The organism is Streptomyces sp. B6B3 (assembly GCF_039871525.1).
Classification (GTDB): Bacteria; Actinomycetota; Actinomycetes; order Streptomycetales; family Streptomycetaceae; genus Streptomyces.
This window is the reverse complement of the sequence record NZ_JBDPLU010000025.1, coordinates 67,552-93,932: the sequence shown is the minus strand read 5'-3', so window position 1 is coordinate 93,932 and position 26,381 is coordinate 67,552. Positions and strand designations below refer to the sequence as shown.

The window sequence follows — 26,381 nt, the reverse complement described above, 5'->3', positions numbered from 1 at the left end:
ACCATGAAACGCACCCCTGAGATGGCCGACACCACGGACCCGACCACCGGCGGCAGCAGGAGACTCGCGCTCGCCGTGTTGTCGCTCGCGCTGGCGCTCGACGTCAGCAGCCTGGGCATCGTCAACCCCGCGCTGCCCGAGATCGGCGACCGGCTGGGGATGGACAGCCAGGGACTGCAGTGGATCGTCAGCTCCTACGCGGTCGCCTTCGCCGCGCTGCTGCTCTTCGGGGGCCGCGCCGCGGACGTCTTCGGACGCAGACGCGTCTTCGCGGCCGGCGTGGCGGTCTTCACCCTGGGGTCGCTGTTGGCCGCGCTCGCCACCGAACCGGCGTTCCTGATCGCCGCCCGGGCGGGGCAGGGCGTCGGCGCGGCACTGGCCGGCCCGGCCTCGCTCGCGCTGATCACGCACCTCTACCCCGAGGGCGAGGAACGCAACCGGGCGTTCGGCGTCTACGCCTCGGTCGGCGCGGTCAGCTTCACCGCGGGTCTGCTGCTGGGCGGGGTGCTGACCGACGCCTTCGGGTGGCGCTCGGTGTTCCTGTTCACGTTCGTGCTCGGGGTGATCACGCTGTTGCCCGTCGGCCGGGTGCTCCCCGAGAGCGCGGGGGTGGCCCGGTCGCTGGACCTGCCCGGGCTGCTGCTCGCGACCTCCGGGCTGGTGCTCTGCGTCTACGGCGTCACCGAGCTGTCCTCGGCCGGTTCGGCCACGGCCCCGCTGCTCGCCCTCGGCGTCGCGGTGCTGCTGCTCGCCGGCTTCCTCGTGCGGGAGCGCGTCGCGGCGGACGCGCTGCTGCCGCTGGCCATGCTGCGGTCGGCCCCGGTGCGCGACGGGATGCTCACCGCGGTCGCGTTCTTCACCGCCATGACCTCGGTGCTGTTCTACGCACCCATCTACATGCAGGAGATCCTCGGCTACTCGCCGTTGCAGTCCGGGCTCGCCGGGCTGCCGATGGGGGCGGTCGTGGTGCTCTCCGCGGGCCTCGGCGGGAAGCTGCTCAGCCGCACCGGCCCGCTCCGGCTGATGATCGCCGGTCTGCTGGTGGTGGCCCTCGGGGTGGCGTGGTGGGTCAGGACCCCACTCGACGGCGTCTACTGGATCGACATCCTCCCCGGCGTCCTGGTGATGGGGCTGGGCCAGGGACTGACCTACGTGTCGATGACGGCCTCCTCGCTCACCGGAGTGCCCGACGAGCAGCACGGGGTGGCGGGCGGGCTCAACGTCACCGCGCAGCAACTCGGGGCCGGCGTCGGCCTGGCCGTCGCGGCGACGATCGCGGTCGCCTTCACGCCGTCGGAAACACCGCAGGACGTACTCGCCGGGCAGCACAGCGCGTACCTGACGGGCGTCGCCGTCGCGGTGGCCGGCGCGCTGCTGCTCGCCCTGCGCCTGACCGGGCCGCGGTGGGCGGGCCGGCGTCGGCGCGCGGTGCCGGACGCCACGACGGCGATGGAGATCGGAACCGCGAGGACCCAACAGGCCGATGCGGCTGAGGAGCAAGGGAGAGGGCGATGAAGTTCTCGGGCACGACGTTCACGTCGAAGGAGGCGTGCGTCCACGCGCTGCGCCACCCGGAGTTGAGCTCGAACCCGGGAGGCGCCACGGCCGGCTCGGCAAACCTGCTGTTCATGGATTCCGACGACCACGCGCGGTTGCGCGGCGTGGTGCGCGAGGTGGTCAGCCGCCTCGAACCGCTGCCGGAGGAGGTGCTGGCGGAGATCAGCGGCGTCGTCCGGGGACTTGACGGTCGAACGGAGCTCGACCTGGTCGCCGACTTCGCCCGCCCCGTCGCGGCCGTCGTCGCCTCGGCGGTGCTGGCGGTGGAGGAGGAGCTGAGCTATGCCCTGCTCGACCAGATATCCCAGACCGCCGCGAATCTCGACGTGTGGATCGACGGCACCACGCCCGCCAACACCGCCATGCACCGGGTCGTGCGCTTCTTCCTCAAGGCGCGTGCGGTGCCCGGCGGCGGTCTCGACCTCCTGCGACGCGCGGCTGAGGCGGGCGAGATCACCGAGGACGAGCTGCTCGTCACCCCGGTGATGCTGACGCACGCCGCGTACGAGAACTCCATGAACTTCCTCGCCGCGTCCGCCCTGCGCATCTCCCAGTCCGGCGAACTCGCGGCCCGTTTCACGGCCTCGCGGGGCCGGGGCCGGACCGTCCGCAAGCTGGTCAACGAGATCTGCCCCACCCGCCACGTCATGCGCCGGGCCGTGGCCCCCGTCGCGATCGCCGACACCCCCGTCGCCGCGGACGAGCGCATCGCCATCTGGATCGGACCGCCGAACGGGTTGGCCTTCGGCATCGGCGACCACACCTGCCCCGGCATCCGCATCGCCCTGGCGGAGGCGGAGTTCGCCCTGACCGAGATCACCCCCCTCCTGGAAGGCGGGTGGGAGGTCGTGGACGTCGCGGAGAAGAACCACTTCGTCTTCCACGGGCTCACCCGCGCCCTCGTGCGCCGCGACCTCTCGTGACGCGGCACCCCGAAACACGGAAAGAGCCCGAAACACAGAAAGAGGCTGACCATGCAGCCGACTCCTGTTCTCTGCGGAATTGGCACCTCACTGCCGGACAACGTCGTCACCAACGACGATCTGGCGGCCTACCTCGACACCTCCGACGAGTGGATCCGTTCCCGCACCGGCATCCGGGAACGGCGCGTCGTCCGTCCCGGCACCGCCACCGGAGACCTCTCACTGGCTGCGGCGCAGGGGGCGTTGAAGTCCTCGGGGTCCGCCTCGGTGGACCTGGTCGTCCTCGCCACCACCACGCCCGACCACCGGTGTCCGGCCACCGCCCCCGACGTGGCGACGCGGCTGGGGCTGGTGGGCGTCCCCGCCTGGGATCTGTCGGCGGTCTGCAGCGGTTTCGTCTACGGCCTGGCCTGCGCCGCCAGCTTCGTCCGTGCGGGCGCCGCCCGCCGTGTCCTGGTCATCGGCGCCGACACGTACTCCACCATCACCGACCCGGGCGACCGAGCCACCCGGGCGGTCTTCGGAGACGGCGCCGGGGCGGTCGTCATCAGGGCCGGCGAACCCGGGGAGCCCGGCGCCCTCGGCCCGGTGTCACTGGGCAGCGACGGCTCGCTGCGGGACGCCATCCTCGTGGCGGCCGGCGGATCGCGACAGCCGCTGGGCGGTGACGGCGCCGCGCGGGACGGCCGCTACTTCGCCATGCGGGGCAAGACGGTCTTCCGGCACGCCGTCGAGCGCATGACGGAGGCGGCCGAACGGGTGCGTGCCGAGGCCGGATGGAGCGGAACCGACGTGGACTGCCTCGTCGCCCACCAGGCCAACCTGCGCATCGTCCAGGCCGTCGCCGCACGCCTGGGCGTGCCCGCCGAGCGGTGCGCCCTCACCATCGAGCGGCTCGGTAACACGGCGGCCGCGTCCATCCCGCTGACGCTGGCCGACGCCGCGTGCTCCGGCCGGTTGCGCACGGGCAGCCGCGTCCTGCTCACCGCCTTCGGCGGCGGGGCGACATGGGGCGCCGCCGCGCTGACCTGGCCCGACGTCACACCCGTCGCCGCCTAGCGCCCGTCCACACCGCACACCCGACATCATCGAGCAGGAGCAGGAAATGACAGCGACACAGATACAGGCCGTGCGTGAGCAGTTGATCGAGCTGCTCACCACCCGCTTCGGGCTGGACGAGGCGTCACTGGGTCCCGAGGTGACGTTCGACTCGCTGGAACTCGACTCGCTGGCGCTGGTCGAGTTCTCCCTCGTTCTACAGGAGCACTTCACCGTGCCGGTCGGCGAGGAGGAGGTCAGCGCCGAGAGCACCGTCGACGAGGTCGCCACGCTGGTGGCGGACAGGATCACCGCCAAGGGTCCGGTCGGATGACGGCCACCGCCGGCCGGCCCTTCCACGCGGCCGTCACCGGCTTCGGCATGGTGACCGCCGGTGGTCTGGGCGTGGCCGACACCTGGCAGGCCCTGCTCGCCGGCGCGGCCACCGCCGACCACGTCCCCGAACTCGCCGGCATGCCGGTGGACTTCGCCTGCAGGGCGGAGCGGTTCGACGGCGACGCCCTGTTGGGGCGGCGCACGGCCTGGCGGCTCGACCGCGTCACGCAGATGGCGATGGTCGCGACCAACGAGGCCCTGGAACTGGCCGGACTGGACCCCGCCGAGTGGGACGGCGAGCGCGTGGGCGTGGTGCTCTCCAGCGCGCTCGGCGGCGTGGCCACCTGGGAACGGGAGAGCGACCGCCACCGGGAGCACGGACCCGGCATGGTCTCCCCCCTGCTGATTCCCATGGCGGCGGTCAACATGACGGCCGGGCACGTGGCCGCCGCCCACGGGGCGCGCGGCCCCAACTTCGCGCCGGCCACGGCCTGCGCGTCCGGCGCCACCGCGCTCGGAGCCGCCCGTGAGCTGCTGCGGGCGGACCTGTGCGACGTGGTGATCGCCGGGGGCACGGAGGCGCCCATCACGCCGCTGGTCGCCGCCAGCTTCGCCAAGATGGGCGCGCTCTCGGGCCGGACCGACGACCCCGGCACCGCGTCCCGTCCCTTCGACGCGACGCGGGACGGCTTCGTCCTCGCGGAGGGCGCCTCGGTGCTCATCCTCGAACGGCCGGACCACGCCCGCGCCCGCGGCGCCCGCGCCTATGCCCACCTCAGCGGCTACGGCGCCGCGGCGGACGCCGGCCACCCCACCCGCCCCGACCCCGAGGGCGCCGGGGCGGAACTGGCGCTGCGGGCGGCGCTGCGGGACGCGGGACTGGCACCCGGGGACGTCGACCACGTCAACGCCCACGGCACCTCGACGCCGTTGAACGACGCGGTCGAATCGCTGGTCATCCGCCGGGTCCTGGGTGACCGACCCGCCGTGACCTCGGTCAAGGGAGTGACGGGTCACTGCCTCGGCGCGTCCGGCGCGCACGAGGCGGTGGCCGCCACGCTCTCGCTGCACCACCAGGTGGTCCCGCCCACGGCCCACGTGGCGGAGCTGGACCCGGAGGTCGGGGTGGACGTGGTGGTCGACAAGCCGCGACGGCTGCAGATGAGCACCGTGGTGAGCCACTCCTTCGGCTTCGGCGGGCAGAACGCCGTGCTGGCCTTCACCCGCGCCTGAACCAGCCCCGACACCACCGGACGGTCCCGGGCCGGCGGACCCCTCCGCCGGCCCGTCCCGCCCGGGCCCGCATACCGGATCGCATTCCCATGAACACCAACGAACAAGAGCAGAAGCGGACTCTTCGGAAGCGACTTACGCACATCTACGGACACGTTGCACCTATCTCCGCGCGGAGACCCTTTGATCTCCTGAGGCAGGAGAGGCGGGAGGTGAAAGACCATGCGGCCAGGCCATGACGGGCCCCGGGGAGAGGCCACGGCGGGAGAGGAACTGCGCGCGTGGGCCGGCCGGTTCCGGCTGCTGGCCGACGACGCCCACCGAGCGACGCTGACCACGGCGCGCCCGGCACACATCGCCGTCCGCCTCTTCCCGGTCGCGGAGCCGAGGGTGCTCGCCCTCGCCGCACAGTGGCTCGCCGTCAACTTCCTCGTCGACGACCTCCTGGACACCGAGGACGACCCGGCCCGCTGCGACGCCGTCGCGGCCGCGCTGCTGCGCGCCGCCGACGGCGCCGCCCCGCCCGCCGCGGCCCCGCTGGGCCGGGCGCTCGCCGACCTGTGGCACCGCACCACCGCGGGACGCTCGTCCGGCTGGTGCCGCACGTTCCGGGCCGACCTCGCCAGCTGGCTGGGAACGTACGCCCGTGAGGCCCGCGACCGGCTGGCCGGGCGGGTCCCCGAGACCGACGCGTACCGCCGGCACCGGCGCCTGTCCTCGGGGATGCTCGTCTTCGTCGGCCTGGTGGAGCCCGCCGTCGGCGTCGACCTGCCCGACGAGGTGCGCGGGGACCCCGCCGTGGCCGCCCTGCGGGGCCTGACCGCCGAGCACATGGGGTTGGTCAACGACCTCTACTCGGTGGACAGGGAACTCGCCTCCGGGCAGGTCCACAACGCCGCGAGCGTGATCATGCACCACACCGGCGTCGGCCGGGCGGAGGCGCTGCGGAGGGTGGTCGGCCTCACGACCGACTGCCAGCGGGCGTTCCAGGAGGCGACCCGCTCGCCGGCCGCCGCGGACTCCAGCGTCCGGCGGTGCGTGCGGGGCTACCGGGCGCTGATGCGGGGCGCCGTCGACATCTGCCAGGAACTCGACCGCTACGCGCACCCAGCGCTCACCACCCCCGGAGGGACCCAGGCGTGACGACCCACCCCGTGCCCTACATGCCGTTCGCGCCGACACCCCCCAACCCCGCCCGCGCGTCCTGCGCCCCCCGCGTGTGGCAGTGGATCGACGAGGCCGGACTGGCCGACGACGAGGAGGTGCGCCGGCTGCTGCGCCGCGCCGACCCCGAGCTGACCACGGCCCGCTACTTCCCGGCCGCCGATCCTGAACTCTTCGTCTACCTGGCGCGGCTGATGGCGTGGATCTTCGTCAACGACGACCAGTTCGACGACGGCCGGCTCGGCCGGGACCCCGCGCTCTGCCGGTCGGCGGTCGCCGCCCGGCTCGGCGTGCTCGACGGCGTCCCCGCCCCCGGGGTGATGGAGCGGGCGCTGGCCGAGCTGTGGTCCCGGCTGCCCGAGGGCCGGTCGCCCGGCTGGTACGCGACGCTTCGCCACGACCTGAGGGCGTTCCTCGGCACCTACACCGTCGAGTGCGAGGAGCGGCACGCCGGGCGCGTGCCGCCGCTCGACGCCTACCTCGCGCACCGCAGGGACACCGCCGGCACCCGGTGGTGCGCCGTCCTCATGGAGGTCGCGGTGGGCGTCGACCTTCCCGACGAGGTCCGCCGACTGCCGGCCTACCGGGCGCTCAAGGACGCCGCGGCCGGTCACTGCGGCCTGTTCAACGACATCCACTCGATCGGCAAGGAACGAGCCTCGGAGCAGATCCACAACGCGGTGCGCCTGCTCATGCACCACCAGGGCCGCCCGCTGGACGCGGCGCTCCGCCTGGTGAACGACATGGCGACCGGCTGCGTCGGCGCCTTCGAGGAGGCCGCCCTGGCCCTGCCCCGGACCGACGCGGTGGACCGGTGGGTCACCGGGGTCCGACACCTGGTCAGGGGAAACGTCGACTGGCACTTCGAGTCCGAGCGCTACCGCGGCGACCTGAGCCGCATGAGAGGAGCGGCGTGAAGAACCACGGCACCGACGGCGACTGGGACGTCATCACCGGTCACGCGGACGATCCCTACCAGCCCCGCGTCGAAGCGGTCTACGAGGACGACCCGGCGACCTGGCGCGCCGTCATCGGCGAGGAGTTGTGGTTCCAGTTCGGACTCTACGACGACGCCCCGAGTTCCCCGCGCACCCTCGACGAGGCGGGCGAGCGCTATTTCGACCGTCAACTCGACCTGGCCGGGCTGCCGCCGCGGGCGCCGCTCGGCCGGATACTCGACGTCGGCTTCGGCTGGGGCACGACACTGCTGCACATGGCACGGCGGTACCCCGACTGCCCGCGGATCGACGGAGTCAACATCAGCGGCCCGCAGACGCGGTACACGGCCGACCGGCTGGCGCGGGCGGGGATCGCCGACCGGGTGCGGCTCTACCGGTGCAACGCCAAGGACATCGAGCTGATCCCTGACCACGACCCGCCGTACGACCTGGTGGTGCTGCGCGGCAGCATCGGCCACCTGACGCCGGCCACGCTCGAGGCCGCGACGAAGGCGATCTCGGTGCGCACCGCCGACCACGCCCCCGTGGTGATCTCCGAGACCCTCTTCACCATCCCGCTCGACGCCTATCGCTCGGCGATCCCCGACGAGGTGGACCGGCTGGCGTGTGGTAACCGCAAGACGCTCGCGTACCTCATGGACGTACTGGAGCGGAACTCCTTCGCGGTCCGCGACCTGCAGCAGTTGCCCTCGGCCCGGGAGGCGGTCCGGTGGCTCGCCGCCGTCAGAGGGCGGATCGAGCGGCACGTCGCGGCGCCGGCACCCCGGCCCTTCGAGGAGCTGCGGGACGTCGCCGACAACCTGTCGGCCGCGCTGCGCGCCGGCACGGCGAGCGTCTACAGCGTCATCGCCCGGCGCCTTCCCTGACCGCCCGACCGCCCGACCGCCCAGATCCAAGGAGTCCACCATGACAGCGGCGACCTTCACCAACGGAGTGGCGCCGGGCGCGCTGCCCCTCGTCGGACACGGGCTGCGGCTCCGTAACCACCTGCTCGACTTCCTGGAGTCGCTGCCGCGGCACGGTGACCTCGTGGAGATCAGGCTGGGCACCCAGCCCGCCTACATGGTCTGCCATCCCGCCCTCGTCCAGGAGGTGTTGATCGACGACCGCACCTACGAGAAGGGCGGGCCCCAGATGGACAAGCTGCGCGAGTTCATCGGATGGGGACTCGCCACCGCCGAACACGACGGGCACCGCCGGCAGCGCCGACTGGTGCAGCCCGCCTTCCACAGGTCGCGGATGGACGAGTACTGCCGCATCATCGGCGAGGAGACCGACGCGACGTCCAACGCGTGGCGGGACGGCAGCACCCTCGACATCCAGCCCGACCTGTACCGGTTCGCGGTGATCACCACCGTCCGCACCTTCCTCGCGTCCGACATGAGCGCGGAGGAGGTCGACGGCGTGCGGGACTCCGTCGACATCGCCTTCGAGGGCGTCTACAAGCGGGTCCTGGCGCCGCTGGGGATCAAGGAGAAGCTCCCGCTCCCGTCCAACCGGCGCTACGCCAGAGCGCTCGACGACCTCAGGGCCACCCTGGACGACGTCATCGCCAGGCATCTCGCCTCCCGGAAGGACGACGGCAACATGCTCGGCGGGCTCATCACCGCCCGGCACGAGGACGGCGACGTGCTGTCGGCGCTGGAACTGCGGGACACCGCGCTCACGATGCTGATGGGCGGCTCCGACACCACGTCGTCGCTGCTGACCTGGACGCTGCACCTGCTGGCCGAGCATCCCGAGGCGGCGCGGCGGGTCCGCGAGGAGTCCGACGAGGTCCTCGGGGGACGGACGGCGACCTGGGAGGACGTCCACCGGCTCGGCTACCTGTACCAGGTGCTGAAGGAGTCGATGCGGCTCTATCCACCCGTCCCGCTGCTGACCCGCGCGGTCACCAGGGACACCGAGCTCGCCGGCCGCCGCATCCCCTCCGGCGCCACCGTGATCTACAGCCCCTATCTGATGCACCGGCAGCCGGAGCTCTTCGAGGACCCCGCCCGCTTCGACCCCGACCGGTGGAGCGACGGTCGTCCCGCACCGTCCCGGGGCGCCTACGTCCCGTTCGGTCTTGGCGCCCGCCAGTGCATCGGCAACGACTTCGCCACCATGCGCGCGGCCCTGGCCATCTCGACCTTCTACGGCCGCTGGCGCTTCGAGCCCGTCGCCGGTGAGCCGGTCCGGCTCGCCGCGAACGCCACCGTCCTGCATCCCGAGCACGTGATGATGCGCCTGTCCGCGCGCTGACACGGGACCGCCGTGGGCGGGGACGTCACTGGCGCCTCAACAGTCCCACAGCGAATCCGAAACGCCCGCATGGCAGGTTTCGGCCATGGCGGGTGTACGGGAGCGGGACTACGAACAGATGCTGGAACTGGCCACCGACGTGCTGAACGGACGGGCCGGGGTGCCGCCCTGGGCGCACGTGCTGGCGGAGCTCGGAAGGGCCCTGCACACCACGACGGCCGGGCTGACCAGGGCGAACTGGGAGCGACGCGAGGGCAGCCCGGAGGCCTGGTCGCCCAACGACATCGGCACGCGGCGGATGGCGGAGATCTCGCGCCGCCTGATGCGCGCCGGGCATCCGCTGGCGCGACATTACGCCACCACGCCCGACACCGAGCCCCGCACCGGCGCCGAGGTGATGGGCGAGGCGGCATGGCGCGACAGCAGAGTGGCGAGCCTGAGCCGGGAACTGCACGGGGCCGGGCACGTGATGTCCATCCCGTTGCCGGGGCGGACCAGGGGTTTACGCGGATTCGTTCTCTACCACGCGGACGCGGACGGCGACTTCACGGAGGAGGAACGCGCCTACGCCCTGCGCGTTCAGCCGCTTCTGGTGGCGGTCGACGCGCACCAGCGGCAGTTGGAGCGCTGGCGTGCCATGGTGGACCGAGCGGGTGCCACGGGCGGTGCCGCCGAGGCACGGGCCAAGCCGAGGGCCGAGGAGCGGGCCAGGCAGTACAAGCTCACGCCGCGCGAAGTGGTGGTGCTGAAGCTGCTGGCCGAATCGCTGCCAGCGGTGGCCATCGGGCACCGGCTGGGTATCTCGACGCGCACGGTGCACAAGCACGTCGAGCACCTCTACCGGAAGCTGGAGGTGAGCGACCGGCTGTCGGCGGTGATGCGGGCGCAGGCCTTCGGTCTGCTGCCGGAGGGGCGTCCTGGGCCGGACGGCACGGGCCCCGCGGAACTCCGCCGCCCCCCGCCACCGTTGCTTCCCTCCCAGTGCACGCTGACGGACGCCGGGGAAGCGATCGGCTGCCGTGGCGCGGAATAGCCGGGTGGGTCAGGCCGATCGCTTGGAGGCCGCGTGGCCGATCCGGTTCGAGGAAACGCCACGGGTCCTCATCGGAGGGCGCCGGGAGGTTCGTTGTGGGAACACGGCGGAATCGTAGAATCCAACCCTGTGGCCCGCCGTGTGAGGGCCAGTGGACGGGGCCGGGTTGTTCGGGGGCCGGCTCCGGTGCGACGGGGGAGGAGAGGGGGATCCGGCATGCGGCTGGAGCTCGGGCTTCTCGGCACGATCTCGGCGCGCGTGGACGGTCGGGCGCTCGACCTGGGGCACCCCAAGCAGCAGTGGGTGCTGGCGGCGCTGCTGGCCGACGCCAACCGTGCCGTCTCGCTCGACCAGCTCACCTACCGCGTCTGGGGGGAGCGGCAGCCCCACAGCGCGCGGGCGACGCTGCGCACCTACATGTCCCGGCTGCGCACGGTGTTAGCGAACGCGACGACCGACTGCTCCGTGCGTCACGAGGGCGCCGGCTACCTCGTGGCCGTGGACGAGGCGGCCATCGACCTGCACGGCTTCCGCCGCCTGCTGGCTCAGGCCCGCACCTGCGTGGACCCGGGAGACGCGGTCGAGCGGTACCAGCAGGCACTGGACCGGTGGCGGGGTGACGAGGCGCTGGCCGGCATGGACACCCCCTGGGCCGACGCGTTCCGCACGACGCTCCACGCCGAGCGCTTCGCGGCGCGACTGGAACTGTACGAGGCGCTGCTCGATCGGGGGGAGCACACCGCGCTCCTGCCCGAGCTGACCGCGCTCGCCACCCAGCATCCCCTGGACGAGGCTCTCGCCGGCCAGCTCATACTCGCCCTGTACCGCAGTGGCCGCCAGGCCGACGCCCTGGCCCACTACGACCGCATGCGGCGTCGCCTCGCCGACGAGCTCGGCGTCGATCCGGGCCCGGAACTGCAGCAGCTCCACCGGCAGATCCTCCGAGCCGACCAGCGTCTCGGGCCCCCGGCGGCCAGCCCGCGTGTCATACCGGTCCAACTCCCCGCCGACTCTGGAGTGTTCACGGGACGCCGCACCGAGCTCGACGGGATTCTCTCCCTCCGCCCCGATCACGGTTCCGCGACGCTGGTGATCAGCGCGATCGACGGGATGGCCGGGGTCGGCAAGACCGCTCTCGCGGTGCACGCCGCGCACCGGCTGGCTCCCGCCTTCCCCGACGGCCAGCTCTTCCTCGACCTGCACGGCCACACCCACGGGGTCGAGCCGATGGAACCGCTCGCCGCGCTGGAGGTGACACTGCGCGCGCTCGGGGTGCCCGGCGAGCGCATCCCCCCGGGTCTCGACGAGCGCGCCGCGCTCTACCGCACCCACCTCGACGGCACGCGCACGCTGATCGTGCTGGACAACGCCTACAGCGAGCACCAGGTCACGCCGCTCCTGCCGGCCGCCCCGGGCTGCTTCGTCATCGTCACCAGCCGGCAACGCCTCTTCGGTCTCGACGACGCCCGCCGGGTGTCCCTGGACGTCCTGCCCCTGGCCGACGCCGTCGCGCTGTTCACCAACGCCGCCGACCGGGCCCAGGTGGCCGCCGAGACGTCCGGGCACCTGGCGGAGATCGTCGAGCTGTGCGGACGGCTGCCCCTGGCGCTGCGCATCGCCGCCGCCCGCCTGAACTCCCGGTCCGCCTGGACCCTGGCGCACCTTGCCGAACGACTCGCCGACCACCAGGGGGTGACGGAACTCCAGGCCGGCCAGCGCAGCGTGACCGCCGCTCTCGATCTGTCCTACCGGCACCTCACCCCGGCGCAGCAGCGGACCTACCGGCTGCTGAGCCTGCATCCCGGCAGCGACACCGACGTCTACGCGGCCGCGGCCCTCACCGGCACCGCCGTGCGGCAGACCGTCGGACTGCTTGACCATCTCGTCGACGCCAACCTCCTGGCCGAACCGCTGCCGGGCCGCTACCGCTTCCACGACCTGGTCCGCGCCCACGCCACCACCGCGGCCGCCGTCGAGGACACGGACGCGGCGCGCCGCCGCGCGCTCGACGGCCTGCTCCGCCACTACGCCCACACCGCGTCCGTGGCGATGGACGCGGTCTACCCCCACGAGACGGAGCAGCGACCCGCCACCCCGCCGGTCACCACACCGGTGCCGGCCTTCGCGGCCCCCCGGCAGGCCGGGTCCTGGCTGGACGCGGAGCTGGACAACCTGCTCGCCACCGCCGGCCACGCCGCCGCCCACGGGAGCCCAGGGCACACTCTGCACCTGTCCGCCGCCCTGCACCGCCACCTGAGGACCCGTGGCCGCCATGACGAGGCCGTGGTGCTGCACGAGCACGCCCTGCGCCTCGCCGCCACCGCCCGCGATCCCGCCGGCGAGCTGGCGACGCTCAACCGCCTCGGGGACATGCACTACATGCGGGACCGGAACGAGGAGGCGGCGGGCTGTTTCGAGCGCGCCCTGGACCTCGCCCGCACCACAGGTGACCGCGAGGGCGAACAGAACGCGTTGACGGGCCTCGGACACATCAACCGCCATCGGGGCGAGTACCAGCGGGCCGCGGAGTGCTTCGAGCGGGCCCTGGACCTCGCCCGCACCACCAGCAACCGCAGCGGCGAGGGGTACGCGTTGTACGGCCTCGGCCACGTCCGCAGCAAGCTGGGCAGCTACGAGCGGGCCGCGGAGTGCTTCGAGCGGGCCCTGGACCTCGCCCGCACCACCGGTGACCCCAGCGGCGAACGGGACGCGCTGTCGGCGTTCGGACACGTGCACGGGCACCTGGGCCGGTACGAGCGGGCCGCGGAGTGCTTCGAGCGGGCTCTGGAGCTCGCCCGGGCCACCGGTGACCGCAGCGGTGAGGGGTACGCGTTGTACGGCCTCGGCCATGTCCGCGGCATGCTGGGCAGCTACGAGCGGGCCGCGGAGTGCTTCGAGCGGGCCCTGGACCTCGCCCGCACCACGCGCAACCTGCACGGCGAGATGTACGCGCGACACGGCCTGGGGGACGCCCGTCGAATGCTCGGCCAGTACGCGCCGGCTGCCGAACACTATGGTCGGCTGCTGGAGCTGGCCCGGGCGGCCGGTGACCGCAACGGACAGTTCGAGGGCCACGAGGGCCTCGGCCGGTGCCATCACGCCACCGGCGACCACCCGGACGCCCTGGCCCGCCACCGCAGCGCCCTCACCCTCGCCACCGAGCTCGGCCAGCTGGACGACGAGTGCCGCGCCCACGACGGGCTCGCCCGCGTCCACCACGCCCTCGGCGACCACGAGAAGGCCCGCGAGCACTGGCGGACGGCCCTGGCCGTCCTCACCCGCCACGGCAGCGAACACACCTGGGACCCGCAGGTCACCGCCGGCGCGCTCCGCGCTCGACTGGACGCCCTCTGACCCACGGGGGAGGTCGGCGCCGTCGCTGTTGGACACCGGGGTGACCTAGAGTCGCCGCATGCGACGAAGCACAGGGCTGGCGATAGCCGGGGCCGCGGCCCTGGCCTGGGGCGAGTGGGTGAACTGGCGCTGGTCCCGGGCACTCGTGGGACACCGCGAGGGCGCCACCGAGGCCGTGGTCGTGTTGGGCTACCGGAACCCCCAGCCGACGGCGAACGTCATCACCCGCTGGCGCGTCCGTGCCGGAGTCCGCTCCGTCACCGCCGACCGCGCGCGTGGCACTCGCGTGATCTTCAGCGGCGGCGCGACCAGCGGTGGGGCCGCGGAGGCCCAGATGATGGCCGACTACGCCCGGTTCGTGCTCGGATTCGACGGCACGGTGCTCCTCGAGGACCGGAGCGGGACGACCTGGGAGAACATCACGAACGTGATCCCGCTGCTGGAGGACGTCGACCGGATCAAGATCGTCTCGCAGCCGGCTCACGCGTTCAAGGCCCGCGTCTACCTGCGAAGGCAGCGTCCCGACCTCGCCGAGCGGCTCGTGCGCGCGGCTGACTACCGCCCCGGCGAATGGCTGGTCGCCAAGCCACTGTTGGCGGTGTACGGCCTGTGGAGACTCCGCGATCTCGGGGACGACGGACGACGGAAGCGCTCGCCGTAGGGGCCGCCGTCGCGTCGGTGTGACCTGTGTGACCGATGGTCGTTCTGGGCATGGAGTTCTGGGCGGTGACGGCCCGTCGCGTCAACGCCCTTACGCATCAGACCTGTTGAAGGAGAAGAATGTCCTTACGCACGCGCACGCGCTCGGTGGGCCTGCTCGTCGCCGGAGCCGTCTCGCTCTCGTCGGTCCTGGTGGCCGGCGCCGCGGGACCCGCCACCGCGTCGGCGTCGGCCGAGTGCACCGGGGTCAGGTCCCTCTGCCTCTTCGAGGGCGCCGACTTCACCGGCGAAGTGCTCACGCTCAGCACGCCGAACGAGTCGGGGGCGTGCGTCAACGTCGCCGACCACGACTGGGCCGGGCGCGTGGCCTCGGTCATCAACACCCACACCCAGCCCGCCGCCCTCTTCGCGAACGACGACTGCGTCGGCGACCCGTTCGGGGTGCCCGGCGGCGGCCAGATCGGCGACCTGGGCAGCTTCTCGCCGCGTAGCGTCTGGATTGCCCACTGACCCTCGGCTCCCGCGTGGGACCGCGACCGGGTCGGAACCCGGGCTTCGGGGTGGGTCAGTCGTTGGTGATGGCGTTACCGCACTTGATGAAGTCGGGGGAGAACGCCTCGAAGGACGTGGAAAGGATGCTGTCGGCATCGCACGACGCGATCGATGCGTTGTACTCGACCTCGAAGTCGATGTCGGCGGCCGCGGTGCCGGCGGTGCCGATCATCCCGCCGATGGCAAGGGTGAGAGCGGCGAACACGGTACGGATGCGCACGAATGTCTCCTGTGAGGGTGGGGGCGGCCTGGTGCCGCCCATCGCTGCAGGATCGTCCAGTTCGCGTGGCCGTGTCCGGCCACGCAGCCCGCCGGGGACACGCGGCCACCCGTCCACCGCAATGCCGCTGCTCCGTAAGGCTGACCGGCGCCGGCGCCAACCCGGCGACCGGCTCAGGGCCGATCGGCGGCGGGGACGTCCCGGGGCGCGGTGGAGACGACGACGGTGTTGGCGGTGACGATCACGGCGATCGCCAGCCAGGCGGCGGCGTCGAGGTGCTGGTCCAGGACGGCGAGGCCGACGAGCGCCGCGAAGACGGGGTTGACGCTCATGACGACGCCGAAGAGGTGCGGCGGCACCCGGCGCAGCGCCAGCAGGTCCGACACGAACGGCACGGCCGAGGAGAGCACCCCGGCCGCCAGCGCGCAGCCCAGCGCCGCCGGGGTGGGCGGGTGCTGCCAGAGCACCCAGGCGCCCACCGGCAGGTACACGGCGCCGGAGACCAGCGCCGCGGCGGCCGAGCCGGTCAGGCCGGGCAGCCGGGCGCCGACGGTCCGGTTGCACAGGATGTAGCAGCCCCAGCAGACCGCGGCCAGCAGGGCGAGGCCGATGCCCAGATAGTCGGTGGAGGGGGTGGGGCGGGCGAGTACCGCCACCGCTCCCGCCGCGGCCGGGGCGGCGACGAGGTCGATCCGGCGCCGGGAGCCGGCCAGGGCCACGGTCAGCGGGCCGAGGAACTCCAGCGTGACGGCCAGCCCGAGCCCGATCCGCTCGATCGCCGCGTACAGGGACAGGTTCATCGCGGCGAACACCAGCGCCAGGCCCAGCACCGGACGCCACTGCGCCGCGGTGAACCCGCGCAGCCGCGGCCGACCGGCCGCCCCGAGCACGGCGGCCGCCACCCACTGGCGCACCGCCACGACGCCGACGGGACCGAGCACGGGGAAGGCGAGCGACGCGACGGCCGCCCCGCTCTGGTTGGACAGTCCGCTGCCCAGCATCAGCGCCATCCCGCCCCAGCGGGCCGTGCCCCGGCCCGGACCGTGCGCCTTCGCGGCCCGCGATCCGGCGGGGGCGGGAACGGGGGTCGGGGGAGTGGCGGTGACGGAGTCCGGAGCGGACGCGGGCTTCATGCCCCCACGATGGGACGCCGATGGGCATGCGCAAAATGCAATCGGCGCCCCACCTATACGCTGGGCACATGGATGAGGCAGGAAGGGCGGCCGGTGCGCTGGAGCTGAGGCACCTGCGTTGCCTGGTCGCCATCATCGACACCGGCAGCTTCACCGACGCCGCCCGGGAGCTCGGGATCTCCCAGGCCGCCGTCTCGCGGACCCTCGGCGCCCTGGAGGGCGTGCTCGGGGTGCGGCTGCTGCACCGCACCAGCCGCCTCGTCGCCCCCACCACCGTCGGCGTGCAGGTCCTGGCCCGGGCGCGGGTCCTGCTCGCCGGCGCCGACGAACTCGTCCGTGCGGCCACCGGCGGCCACACCCGCCTCCACATCGGCCACGCCTGGTCCGCGTTCGGCCGCCACACCACCGAGTTCCAGCGCCGCTGGCACGAACAGCACCCGGAGACCGAACTGCGTCTGGTCCGCCACAACAGCCCGACCGGCGGCCTCGCCGAGGGCCGGTGCGACCTCGCCGTCGTCCGCGCCCCGCTCGACCTCGCCTCGTGGTCGCACGCACTCGTCGGCTACGAGGACCGCCGCGTGGCCCTGGCCTCCGACGACCCCTGGGCCCGTCGCCGCGGCATCCGGCTGGACGAGGTCGCCGGCCGCACCCTGGCGATCGACCGCCGCACCGGGACCACCACCCTGGACCTGTGGCCCGAACACGGCCGGCCCGCCGTCGAGTACACCCGCGACATCGACGACTGGCTCGCCGCCATCGCCACCGGCCGCTGCGTCGGCCTCACACCCGAGGCCACCGCCGCCCAGTACCGCAGGGAGGGCATCACCTACCGCCCGCTGCGCGGCGCCGACCCCGTTCCCGTCCATCTCATCTGGCGCACGCACGACGCGCACCCGGCCACCCACACCGTCATCGCGCTCGCCGCCGAGCTCTACCGGTAGCGGACGGGACGGCGGAGGGACGGCGGAGGGGATCGCCGGCGGCGGGCGGCGGGCCGGTCAGCCGAAGATCTCCGCGGCCCACTCCGGGTGGTCGATGAACGGGTTCCGGTTGTGCTGGTAGTCCGTGTAGATGACCTCGTTGCGCCGCGTCTCGAACGCGTCCGGCGGGTCCTGCTCGTGCCACTCCAGCAGGGTGGACAGCCGACCCATGTACGGTTCGCCGCCGTTGTCGACCTGGTCGTTGACCTCCAGATCGGGGAAGCCGTCGCCGCCCTCGTAGCGGACGGCCATGTAGAGGATCATCCGGGCGACGTCGCCCTTGTCCTCGTCGCGCGCCTCCCAGGAGTCGGCGTCCGCGTAGTTGCCGGGTGCGGCCGAGACGGGCGAGCCGCCGTCGTCGAAGTCCAGGTTGCCGCGGTAGCTGTTGACCTGGACGTCGCTGGGGCGCAGGTGGTGCACGTCGGTTCCCGGCCCCGGAGAGGTGCCGAAGTCGCCGTGCGACTGGGCCCAGACGTGCTCCCGGTTCCAGTCGCCGACGTCGCCGCCGTTCAGGTCCGCGTCGCGCGACTCGCCGGTGTAGAAGAGGACGACGCTGCCCGGGTCGGCCGGGTCCTGGTCGGTGTCCTTGAGCGCGTCCCAGACCTCGTCGTAGGTGAGCGTGCTGGTGCCGGTGCTGACGATGTCGTGCAACGCGTCGCGCAGCGCCTCGCCCGTCAGTCCCGCCGCGTCGGCGTAGTAGTCGTCCTGTTCGAGGACCGGGGCGGTCGTGCCGACGGATTCGGCGACGGTGGTGGGGTCGGCGGCGTTGGCGGTGGCGAGCGACAGGGGTGCTATCAGTGCCGCCGTCAGGACGCCGGTCGTCAGGGTCCGGTGCATGTGGGGGGCCTTTCGGTGCAGTGGTGTGACTGATGTGTACCTGCCACTCCTGACGGGATGACAAACTACGCGCGTAGTGCGGATGAACCGCCCGGCCGGCAGCGCGAACGCGCCGACCGCGGGGTCCTGCTCCGGGAAGGCGGGCGAACCGGCGGGGCGCTCGCCCCGAACCGGCCACCCCCGGTGGCCCGGCCCTCGCCCGTGGTGCGGCGTCCGGCCAGTTCGGCGGCGCATCCGCACCTCGGGGCCGGGGAAGGCGGCCTCGGTCGAAGTGGCCTGAAACGAGCGCCGGCAGGCGATACTTGGCGAGCATCGATGATCAGCGAACGGGGGAACCGTGAGACCACTGCGACCAGAGGACCCACAGGCGCTGGGCCAGTACCGGCTGTTGCGAGCGCTGGGCGCCGGCGGCATGGGGCGCGTCTATCTCGGGCGCTCCGCCCAGGGGCGGATGGTGGCGGTCAAGCTGATCCATCAGGAGTTCGCCGCCGAGCCGGACTTCCGCCGCCGTTTCGAGCGGGAGGTCGAGGCCGCCCGGCGGGTGGGCGGGGACTGGACCGCTCCGGTGCTCGACGCGGACACGACGGCCGAGATTCCGTGGGTGGCCACCGGATACGTGCCGGGGCCGCCGTTGCAGCAGGTCGTCGACGAGCTGTACGGGCCGCTGCCGGAGCCGACGGTGTGGCGGCTGGCCGAGGGACTCGCGAGGGCGCTGAAGGCCGTGCACGCCAGCGGGCTGGTGCACCGGGACCTGAAACCGTCCAACGTGATGGTCACCGTGGAGGGGCCCCGGGTCATCGACTTCGGCATCGCCCGGGCCGCCGACTCCAGCGTGGTCACCCGCACCGGCGCGGTCATCGGCTCACCCGGCTTCATGTCCCCCGAGCAGGTGCGGGGCGAACGGCTGGACGCGGCCAGCGACGTCTTCAGCCTGGGCACGGTGCTGGCCTTCACGGTGAACGGCGGCGGCCCGTTCGACACCGAGAACGGCGCCGCCCATTCCCTCATGTACCGCGTGGTGGCCGAGGAGCCGGACCTGGGCCGGCTGTCCGGACCCCTGCGCGACCTCGTGGCGCGCTGCCTGGCCAAGGAGCCCGGCGACCGTCCGACGCCCGACGAGATCGCCGAGCTCGCCGCCCGGCACGCGGGCGGCGGCGGCCCCTGGCTGCCCCCGGAGCTCACCGACCGACTCGCCCGTGACGCCGCGGCCCTGCTCGCGCTCGAGGGGCCGATGCCCACGCAGCTCACCGCCCCGCTCCCCGCCACCCCCGCGCCGTTCCCCGCCACCCCCGCCCCGTTTCCCGCCGCCTCGGGCCATTCGGCGATGCCCACCGTCACCGCCTCTCCCGGCACCGCCACACCGCCGCCGGGGAGCAGCCGCCGCGGGCGCTCCACCGTTCTCGCCGCGGTGGTCGGCGCGGTCGTGACGGCGGTCGCGCTGCTGACGCTGATTCCGCTGCTGGGCGGTGACGGGGACGACGCCGGCCAGGCCGCCTCGGGGGAGACCGCCGGACAGGGGGACGGAGCGTCCTCCGGTCCCACCGGGCCGTCCGGGGACGCCGCCGAACCGTCCACCGAGCCGTCCCGGGACCAGCCGCCCACCGGCGACGAGTCGGCCTCCGAGGACCCGGACCCGGGAGGCTACGACTTCACCGGCAGCTGGCAGGGGAGCGCGATCCAGAACAACGTGGAGTGGGACATCGCGGCCGAGTACACCGGCGGCGACATCGGCGACGAGGTGGCGACGGTCAGCTACCCGTCGTTGGACTGCGCGGGCAGCTGGCGGCTGGAACAGCAGACCGCCGAGGCGGTGACGGTCTACGAGCGCATCAGCCAGGGAGACTGCCCGGACACGAGCATCACGCTGACGGTCGTGGACGACTTCACCCTGCACTACCTGGCCGAAGGACCCGTCATGTCCACCGACGGCGAAGGCGAGTTGAAACGCCAGTGAGCGCCGGCCGGTCCCGGGAGCATGAAAGCGGCAGGAAAGCCCTCGCCGGCAGGATTGCCCATCAGAACCGGGCAAACGCCACGGGATCCGCAGAGCGTGGAGGCAGTCATGAATCGCTACACGACGGGCGTCGACCCGTCCCCCGGCCCTCGGTCGCCGCTCGCGAGGACACGTCCCCGCGTCGTCGTGGCGGCCGTGGCGCTCGCGCTGTTCGGCACCCTGGCGCTCCCGGCCTCGGGGGCGGTCGCCGCGGGGGAGGTCGGCGCCGCGGCCTACTCGTGTAACGGCGAGTTCGACAGCGGGCGCTGGTACTACGGCTACTACAGCGGGATGACCGTGATCCCCTCCACCTCCGGGGTCTCGTCGGCGGGCGTCGAGGCCCAGTGCTCGCTGCGGCGGGCCAGCCTGGACCTGGGGCGTTCCGACATGAGCCCCGGCACCATCGACGGCGTGTTCGGGTCGAACTCGCAGTCCGCCATGAGGGCGCTCCAGCGCTGGGTGAACAGCACCTTCGGCAGCGGGACCGTGGACGTGGACGGCCTGCCGGGCCCGGAGTCCTGGCCGTACCTGCGCATGCTGCACTGACCGCGACCGGAGGGGGCGGGACGGCCCGGCCGCCCCGCCCCCTCACCTCACCTCACCTCAGGTCATCTCGTCCCGGCCCGGATCAGGAGGCGTCGGTCGGGCGGGGCGCCGTGGAGGGGGCGTGCTTCTGCTGCCCCACCGCGGATGACCCGCCGGCCTCGGCCGCCTCGGCCTCCTCGATCTGCTCCTCCGTCCAGCCCGCGTCGCGGCGCCGGACGTACTCCAGCACCCGGTTGAGCTCCCTCTTCACCACGGGCGCCAACAGGTACAGCCCGATGATGTTGAAGACCGCGGCCAGGAAGAGGAAGCAGTCCGACAGGTCCACCAGGGTCCCGAGCGACAGCAGCGCGCCGGTGATGGTGATGACGCAGAAGAGGGCCTTGTACACGTACTCGCTGGTCTGCGACCTGCCGAACAGGTGGGTCCAGGCCTTGAGGCCGTAGTAGCCCCAGGTGATGATCGTGGAGAAGGCGAAGAGGAAGACCGCCAGGGTCAGCACCCACGGGAACCAGGGCAGCGCGGTGTCGAAGGCGTCGGAGGTGATCGCGATGCCCGGGTCGCCGCCCGCCTCGGCTATCCGCTCCGCGGTGGCCGGGTCGCCGCCCCCGGCCGCGGTGTCGCGAGCGGCCTCGTAGAGGGGGCCGCCGGCGATGATGATGGTCAGCGCGGTCATGGTGCAGATGATCACGGTGTCGACGAACGGCTCCAGCAGCGCGACCAGGCCCTCGCTGGCCGGCCGCTTGGTCTTCACCGCGGAGTGGGCGATGGGCGCCGAGCCGATGCCCGCCTCGTTGGAGAACGCGGCCCGGCGGAAGCCCTGGATGAGGGCGCCGATCACGCCGCCGGTGACGCCCTCGGGGCTGAACGCGCCGCTCACGATGGTGCCGAGGGCGTCGGGCACCTGCTCGACGTTGAATCCGATGACGACGAGGCAGGCGGTCACGTAGATGATCGCCATGGACGGGACCAGGCGGCTGGTGACCTGGCCGATGGACCGGATGCCGCCGATGATGACCAGGCCGGCGAGCACGGCGACGACCACGCCGAACAGCAGCGAGCCGCCGGAGCTGGCGAAGAAGTCGGTGTGCTCGCCGGTGACGCTGTTGAGTTGCTCCAGGCTCTGGTTGACCTGGAAGAGGTTCCCGCCGACGAAGCCGAAGAAGAGGATCATCAGCGCCGAGGCGAACGACAACACCGTGCCGAGGCCGGCCAGTCCGCGCTCCGCGAGGCCCTTGCGCAGGTAGTACATCGGACCGCCGGAGACCCGGCCCTCCGCGTCGATCTCCCGGTACTTCACGCCCAACGTGCACTCGACGAACTTCGTCGCCATGCCCAACAGGCCGCACAGGATCATCCAGAACGTGGCGCCGGGACCGCCGATGGAGACGGCGATCGCCACACCCGCGATGTTGCCCAGGCCCACGGTTCCCGAGACGGCCGAGGTCAACGCCTGGAAATGGCTGATCTCGCCCGGCGCGTCCTTCTGGTCGTACTTCCCGCTCACGAACTTCAACGCGGTCCGCAGGTACCGGAACTGCGCGAAGCCGAAGTACGCGGTGAAGACCAGGCCGGCGAGCACCAACCAGCCGACGATGAGCGGGAAATCGCTGTCGAACACGCGGACGTCGTAGAAGACGATCTCGCTCAGGAACTCGGTGACCGGCTCGAAGAAGTCGTTGACGGCCTCGTCAACGCTGTCGGTCCAGGACTCGTTGGCCACGGCGGGAAACCTCTGACTGGGAACGGGGGACAGCCCGCGCGCAGGGACGAATCGCGCGGACACCGGCAATGCTGGGCTTCCTACCACGAGACCCGCGCTCGACCGAGTGGTCTGGGCCATCTCCCTAGTTCATCCCCAAAAACGTCACGCGCTGACGCCGGCGGCACCGGGTGGTCGGTATCTCGAACGCGGTTCTCCATGTCGGAGGTTGGTGCTACCTTGTCGTGTACACGACTGTGAGTCGTTTCAATTGGAAGGGAGACGCATGGGGCAACGGCGCGCCTCAGGGCGCGTCGCGCTATGAGCACCCGCACCGCCACCTCAACCAGCAGCCGCAGGACGGGATCCTGAGCCGCACGTGACAAGCGTCCCGTCCGCAGCCGCCGGGTGACGCCGGCCGAGCGCCACCGCCCCCGCCCCACTCCGCCCCCCGCCCAAGCAGCCGCACGACCACCCGGGGGCACGTCGGAGACGTTCACGGGTCGGTCCCCCCGTCAGGCGCCCGGCACAGCCCGGCACGGTCAGGCACCGAGAACTCGCCGAAGGTGTCAGCGCCGTGCGCGCGGATCCCGCCGCGCCGGCACGCGCTGCGGTCAGTCCTGCCCAGCCTCGGGCCCGCCCCGCCCACTCGCTTCCTGGTTCCTCGTCTCCGGCTCGCAGCACCCCCGCACACCAGCGAAGAAAGGAGGCACCCCGATGACGCATCGGAGACCGCTCGTCACCCTGGTCTCGGCGGCGGCAGCCCTGGTCCTCGGCGCCCTCGGACTCGGTGCCGTGGCAGGTCCGGCCTCGGCCCAGCAGCCCGGGTACGCCGCGGGCAGCACCAGCGCCGAGGCGTGGGAACGGTCCGCAGACGAGTCGGAGAGCGTGCCGGACACCCAGGACGGTGTCGGGCCGATGGCGAACCCCATCGTCACCGACATCTACACGGCCGACCCCGCCACGCTCGTCGTCGACGGCACCGCGTACCTCTTCACCGGGCGCGACGAGGCGGCGTCCGGCCAGCAGCAGTTCGTCATGCGCGAATGGCACGCCTTCTCGTCGCATTCCCCCTCGAACGACCCGGACGCCTGGGAGCACCACGGCGCGGTCCTCTCGCTCGACACCTTCGCCTGGGCCGGTGCCAACGCCTGGGCCTCCGAGGTGGTGGAGGGCCCCGACGGCCGGTTCTACTGGTTCGTCTCGGTCGACGGGAACACCGACAACGGGTGGATGAACATCGGAGTCGCGGTCGCCGACAACCCGCTCGGCCCCTACCGGGACGCCATCGGCGGTCCGCTGATCTCGGACTCCACCCCCAACTCCTCCGGGCTGAACATCGACCCGACGGTGTTCATCGACGACGACGGCGAGATCTACCTCTACTGGGGCTCCTACTGGGAGCCCAGGGCGGTGCGCCTGCAGGACTCGATGACCGCACTGGACGGCCAGGTCTTCGAACCGGCGGGCCTGACGGGCTTCTGGGAGGCGCCCTGGCTGTTCGAGCGCGACGGCGTCTACTACCTGGCCTACGCCGCCAACTCCGGCGGCGACTGCGTCACCGACGGGGCCTACGCCTGCATCAGGTACGCGACCGCCAACAGCCCCGCGGGTCCCTGGACGCACCGGGGAGTCGTGCTGGGCCAGGTCAGCTCCACGACGAACCACCCGGCGATCATGGAGTTCGGCGACCAGTGGTTCATGGTCTACCACACGGCCGACGCTCCCGGTGGCGGCAACTTCCGTCGCTCCGTGGCCATCGACGAGTTGTTCTTCAACTCCGACGGCACCATGCGCAAGGTCGTCCAGACCCCCTGACAGCCCCCTGACAGACCCCCTGAGTCGATGGCGGCCCCGTTCCGTCTCGGGGCTGCCCACACCACGCAACGGAAAGGTGGTCCCATGTTCCGACGTTCGCACAGATCCGGCCTACGGACCCTGCGGCGGCGCGGCCTCGCGCTCTTCGCCGCGTTCGCCACGGCGCTCGTGCTCGCGGGCCCGGCTGGCTCGGCCAGCGCGGTCTCCGACCCGCAGACCCGGGCGGCGAAACAGACGCGGATCCCGCGGTTCATCACCGACGCCGGCGCCGAGACCGGGAACGTCGCCGAGTCCGAGCACTTCGCCGTCCGCTGGGGCGACGCGGTCGACGTCGTCGCCTGGGGACGGCAGAACCGTGGTCTCGACAACTACCCGCAGTGGGTGGCGGACCACATGGACGACATCTACGACTACTACGTCAACGAGGTCGGGTTCGTCGATCCCGCCGACCACCCGGTCGGATCCCAGTACAAGATCAACGTCTACCTGTGCGGGAGCTGGTCGGGCGGCTTCCTGCCCCCCGCCAACTGGGCGGGGCCCGACGACATCGGGCTGGGCCACATCTGCCTGCCCTACGACAAGATCTGGGACGACTGGGTCGAGTCGCACGAGTTCAACCACGTCCTCCAGAACTACGCCGTCGACATCAACATCGCCAACGGCAACGGCGGCGGCTGGGGCGCCGGCAACCCGGTGTCCGGGCCGGTCTGGGAGGCCCACGCCAACTACATGGCCCGCATGATGCGCCCCGAGGTGGTCGTCGGCTCCGGCTACTACGTCGACCGCCAGCACCGGCGGTGGCTGTCCCAGGAGACCTACTACGGCGACTGGATGCTGTTCAACACCATCCGGGACCTCTACGGGGCCGAGGCCGTCGACCGGCTCTGGTACGAGGCCCGACAGGGCGAGCACCCGATCGACACCATCAAGCGGGTCCTCGCCCTCGACCACCAGGAGTTCGCCTCGCTGATCGCCGAGTACACGTCCCGGCAGGTCGTCTACGACTGGTCCGACGGCGCCGAGATCCGCAGCGACCTGTGGCGCAGCGGGGGATACCGCCCGCTGCACACCGACCCCCTGCAGAGCCTCGGCGGCGGCCAGTACCAGATCGCCAGCAGCGACGCCCCGCACCAGTACGGGCACAACGTCATCCAGCTGAACCCGAGCGGCGGCCAGGTGACCGTCGGGCTGCAGGGCCAGTCCAGCCTCTCCGGCGCCGACTGGCGGTTCCGCCTGGCGGCGGTGTCGTCCGACTTCTCCGTCCGGTACAGCGACACGTTCGCGCCCGGCCAGACGGCGAACTTCAGCCTGCAGAGCGGCGAGACGCACCTGATGCTCGTCGTGGCGGCCACCCCCTCGCAGCACCGCAACTACCCGATGTGGGAGGTCGGCGTCGGGGACCCGTTCCCCTACCGGCTCACCATTCAGGGCGCCTCCCCGGCGTAACGGGCGAGAACGCGCGTCGGCCCGCCGCACCACGCGGCGGGCCGACCGTGGTCGCTCAGCCCTCGCCGGGCGGCGTGCCGCAGCTCAGACCGCCGGGACCGTCGAACTGCACCGAGCTGAAGAAGTCCCGGTAGTCGGAGAAGAAGTTGCCCTTGCCCGTCGGTCCCGACGAGGTCACGGCCGTGCAGCCGGTGTAGTTCGCGTCGGACCAGAGGTAGATGGTGGAGGACGTCCGGTTCCAGTCGGACTTCGCCCGGTCGTCCATGCCGAGCGCCGCGAGGTCCGGGGTGTCGGCGCTGAGGGTGATCATGTCGCCGGTCCCGTCGAGGCCCGAGAACATGCAGTAGGAGCCGTCGGGGCACCGGTCGTAGCCCTCGGCCGCGTGCGCCGTGGACACCGGCGCCACGGTGGCGAACGCGGCGCCCACCGCCACGACCAGTACGGAGAGCTTCTTCCTCATCGCTGTCACCCTGCTCATGCCGAACCGCCTTCGTCATCAGGACCCGCGCCGCGGCGGGCTCCGGCCACCGGAACCGCCCGCCGCGCGCGGGCCGTTGTCACCCAGCCTTTCTGCCCTCTTCGCCGAGCCGCTATCCCCGGGCCCAGCTGCCGCTTTCCGCGTGCCGGCCCCCCAACCGGCGCGGGGGGTGTACCTG

23 protein-coding genes are annotated in these 26,381 nt (G+C 72.5%); 18 read left to right on the top strand and 5 right to left on the bottom strand.

Translation table 11 applies throughout. The annotated features are described in order from the left end of the window. The first annotated feature begins 3 nt into the window (after positions 1–3). The 13 genes from ABGB06_RS34135 to ABGB06_RS34075 all read left to right on the top strand — a co-directional run bounded on the left by ABGB06_RS34135 (position 4) and on the right by ABGB06_RS34075 (position 15,011). The gene (locus tag ABGB06_RS34135) at positions 4–1,515 is read left to right on the top strand and encodes an MFS transporter (RefSeq protein WP_347597575.1); all 1,512 of its coding nucleotides are present in this window, start codon (positions 4–6) and stop codon (positions 1,513–1,515) included. Then, positions 1,512–2,480, top strand: a complete 969-nt coding sequence (locus ABGB06_RS34130; protein ID WP_347597572.1) for a hypothetical protein — start codon at positions 1,512–1,514, stop codon at positions 2,478–2,480. The genes ABGB06_RS34135 and ABGB06_RS34130 overlap by 4 nt, the downstream gene beginning before the upstream one ends. A gap of 51 nt (positions 2,481–2,531) precedes the next feature. Continuing rightward, the gene (locus ABGB06_RS34125) at positions 2,532–3,539 is read left to right on the top strand and encodes a beta-ketoacyl-ACP synthase III (RefSeq protein WP_347597569.1); all 1,008 of its coding nucleotides are present in this window, start codon (positions 2,532–2,534) and stop codon (positions 3,537–3,539) included. Between the two features lie 46 nt (positions 3,540–3,585). Continuing rightward, positions 3,586–3,852 (top strand): acyl carrier protein, encoded by a 267-nt coding sequence (locus tag ABGB06_RS34120; protein ID WP_347597566.1) that lies wholly within the window; start codon positions 3,586–3,588, stop codon positions 3,850–3,852. Next, positions 3,849–5,087: a beta-ketoacyl-[acyl-carrier-protein] synthase family protein gene (locus ABGB06_RS34115; RefSeq protein WP_347597563.1), complete on the top strand. Its 1,239-nt coding sequence runs from the start codon at positions 3,849–3,851 to the stop codon at positions 5,085–5,087. Before ABGB06_RS34120 ends, ABGB06_RS34115 begins: the two co-directional genes overlap by 4 nt. A 222-nt stretch (positions 5,088–5,309) precedes the next feature. Then, positions 5,310–6,230, top strand: a complete 921-nt coding sequence (locus tag ABGB06_RS34110) for a terpene cyclase (RefSeq protein ID WP_347597561.1) — start codon at positions 5,310–5,312, stop codon at positions 6,228–6,230. Continuing rightward, entirely contained in the window at positions 6,227–7,168 is a 942-nt protein-coding gene (locus ABGB06_RS34105; RefSeq protein ID WP_347597558.1) for a terpene cyclase, read from the top strand. The genes ABGB06_RS34110 and ABGB06_RS34105 overlap by 4 nt, the downstream gene beginning before the upstream one ends. Beyond that, complete coding sequence (locus ABGB06_RS34100) at positions 7,165–8,076, top strand: class I SAM-dependent methyltransferase (RefSeq protein WP_347597555.1); 912 nt, start codon at positions 7,165–7,167, stop codon at positions 8,074–8,076. The genes ABGB06_RS34105 and ABGB06_RS34100 overlap by 4 nt, the downstream gene beginning before the upstream one ends. Positions 8,077–8,116: 40 nt before the next feature. After that, positions 8,117–9,454 carry a cytochrome P450 gene (locus ABGB06_RS34095; RefSeq protein ID WP_347597552.1) on the top strand — a complete coding sequence of 446 codons (1,338 nt, stop codon included), beginning with the start codon at positions 8,117–8,119 and terminating at the stop codon, positions 9,452–9,454. 85 nt (positions 9,455–9,539) lie between these two features. Continuing rightward, positions 9,540–10,487, top strand: coding sequence for a LuxR C-terminal-related transcriptional regulator (locus ABGB06_RS34090; protein ID WP_347597549.1), 948 nt, complete (start codon positions 9,540–9,542; stop codon positions 10,485–10,487). 216 nt (positions 10,488–10,703) lie between these two features. Further along, entirely contained in the window at positions 10,704–13,841 is a 3,138-nt protein-coding gene (locus tag ABGB06_RS34085) for a tetratricopeptide repeat protein (protein WP_347597546.1), read from the top strand. A 58-nt stretch (positions 13,842–13,899) separates the two neighbouring features. Then, a complete protein-coding gene (locus ABGB06_RS34080) occupies positions 13,900–14,502 on the top strand; it encodes a YdcF family protein (RefSeq protein WP_347597543.1) in 603 nt (200 codons plus the stop codon). A gap of 119 nt (positions 14,503–14,621) precedes the next feature. Continuing rightward, positions 14,622–15,011 carry a peptidase inhibitor family I36 protein gene (locus ABGB06_RS34075; RefSeq protein ID WP_347597540.1) on the top strand — a complete coding sequence of 130 codons (390 nt, stop codon included), beginning with the start codon at positions 14,622–14,624 and terminating at the stop codon, positions 15,009–15,011. Positions 15,012–15,066: 55 nt separating this feature from the next. On the opposite strand, the gene ABGB06_RS34070 is transcribed toward ABGB06_RS34075, so the two are convergent. Together ABGB06_RS34070 and ABGB06_RS34065 are read right to left on the bottom strand one after the other, a co-directional pair. Then, positions 15,067–15,273: a hypothetical protein gene (locus ABGB06_RS34070; protein WP_347597538.1), complete on the bottom strand. Its 207-nt coding sequence runs from the start codon at positions 15,271–15,273 to the stop codon at positions 15,067–15,069. A 173-nt stretch (positions 15,274–15,446) separates the two neighbouring features. Further along, a complete protein-coding gene (locus ABGB06_RS34065) occupies positions 15,447–16,406 on the bottom strand; it encodes an EamA family transporter (protein WP_347597535.1) in 960 nt (319 codons plus the stop codon). Between the two features lie 68 nt (positions 16,407–16,474). On the opposite strand from ABGB06_RS34065, the gene ABGB06_RS34060 reads away from it, so the two are divergent. Beyond that, on the top strand, positions 16,475–17,347 hold the full coding sequence (locus tag ABGB06_RS34060) for a LysR family transcriptional regulator (protein ID WP_347597532.1): 873 nt from the start codon (positions 16,475–16,477) through the stop codon (positions 17,345–17,347). A 57-nt stretch (positions 17,348–17,404) separates the two neighbouring features. Here ABGB06_RS34060 and ABGB06_RS34055 read toward each other — a convergent pair whose 3' ends face one another. Then, entirely contained in the window at positions 17,405–18,223 is an 819-nt protein-coding gene (locus tag ABGB06_RS34055; RefSeq protein WP_347597529.1) for an endonuclease, read from the bottom strand. Between the two features lie 337 nt (positions 18,224–18,560). Between ABGB06_RS34055 and ABGB06_RS34050 the strand changes: the two genes are divergently transcribed. Together ABGB06_RS34050 and ABGB06_RS34045 are read left to right on the top strand one after the other, a co-directional pair. Then, on the top strand, positions 18,561–20,177 hold the full coding sequence (locus tag ABGB06_RS34050) for a serine/threonine-protein kinase (RefSeq protein ID WP_347597527.1): 1,617 nt from the start codon (positions 18,561–18,563) through the stop codon (positions 20,175–20,177). Between the two features lie 108 nt (positions 20,178–20,285). Continuing rightward, the gene (locus ABGB06_RS34045) at positions 20,286–20,762 is read left to right on the top strand and encodes a hypothetical protein (RefSeq protein WP_347597524.1); all 477 of its coding nucleotides are present in this window, start codon (positions 20,286–20,288) and stop codon (positions 20,760–20,762) included. 82 nt (positions 20,763–20,844) lie between these two features. Here the strand turns inward: ABGB06_RS34045 and ABGB06_RS34040 are convergent, their stop codons facing one another. Then, positions 20,845–22,482, bottom strand: a complete 1,638-nt coding sequence (locus tag ABGB06_RS34040) for an alanine/glycine:cation symporter family protein (protein ID WP_347597521.1) — start codon at positions 22,480–22,482, stop codon at positions 20,845–20,847. 696 nt (positions 22,483–23,178) lie between these two features. Here ABGB06_RS34040 and ABGB06_RS34035 point away from each other — a divergent pair. Next, on the top strand, positions 23,179–24,279 hold the full coding sequence (locus ABGB06_RS34035; protein WP_347597518.1) for a family 43 glycosylhydrolase: 1,101 nt from the start codon (positions 23,179–23,181) through the stop codon (positions 24,277–24,279). Positions 24,280–24,363: 84 nt separating this feature from the next. Next, the gene (locus tag ABGB06_RS34030; RefSeq protein WP_347597515.1) at positions 24,364–25,725 is read left to right on the top strand and encodes a DUF6055 domain-containing protein; all 1,362 of its coding nucleotides are present in this window, start codon (positions 24,364–24,366) and stop codon (positions 25,723–25,725) included. A 55-nt stretch (positions 25,726–25,780) separates the two neighbouring features. Here ABGB06_RS34030 and ABGB06_RS34025 read toward each other — a convergent pair whose 3' ends face one another. Then, positions 25,781–26,203, bottom strand: coding sequence for a peptidase inhibitor family I36 protein (locus ABGB06_RS34025; protein ID WP_347597512.1), 423 nt, complete (start codon positions 26,201–26,203; stop codon positions 25,781–25,783). Positions 26,204–26,381: the final 178 nt, after the last annotated feature.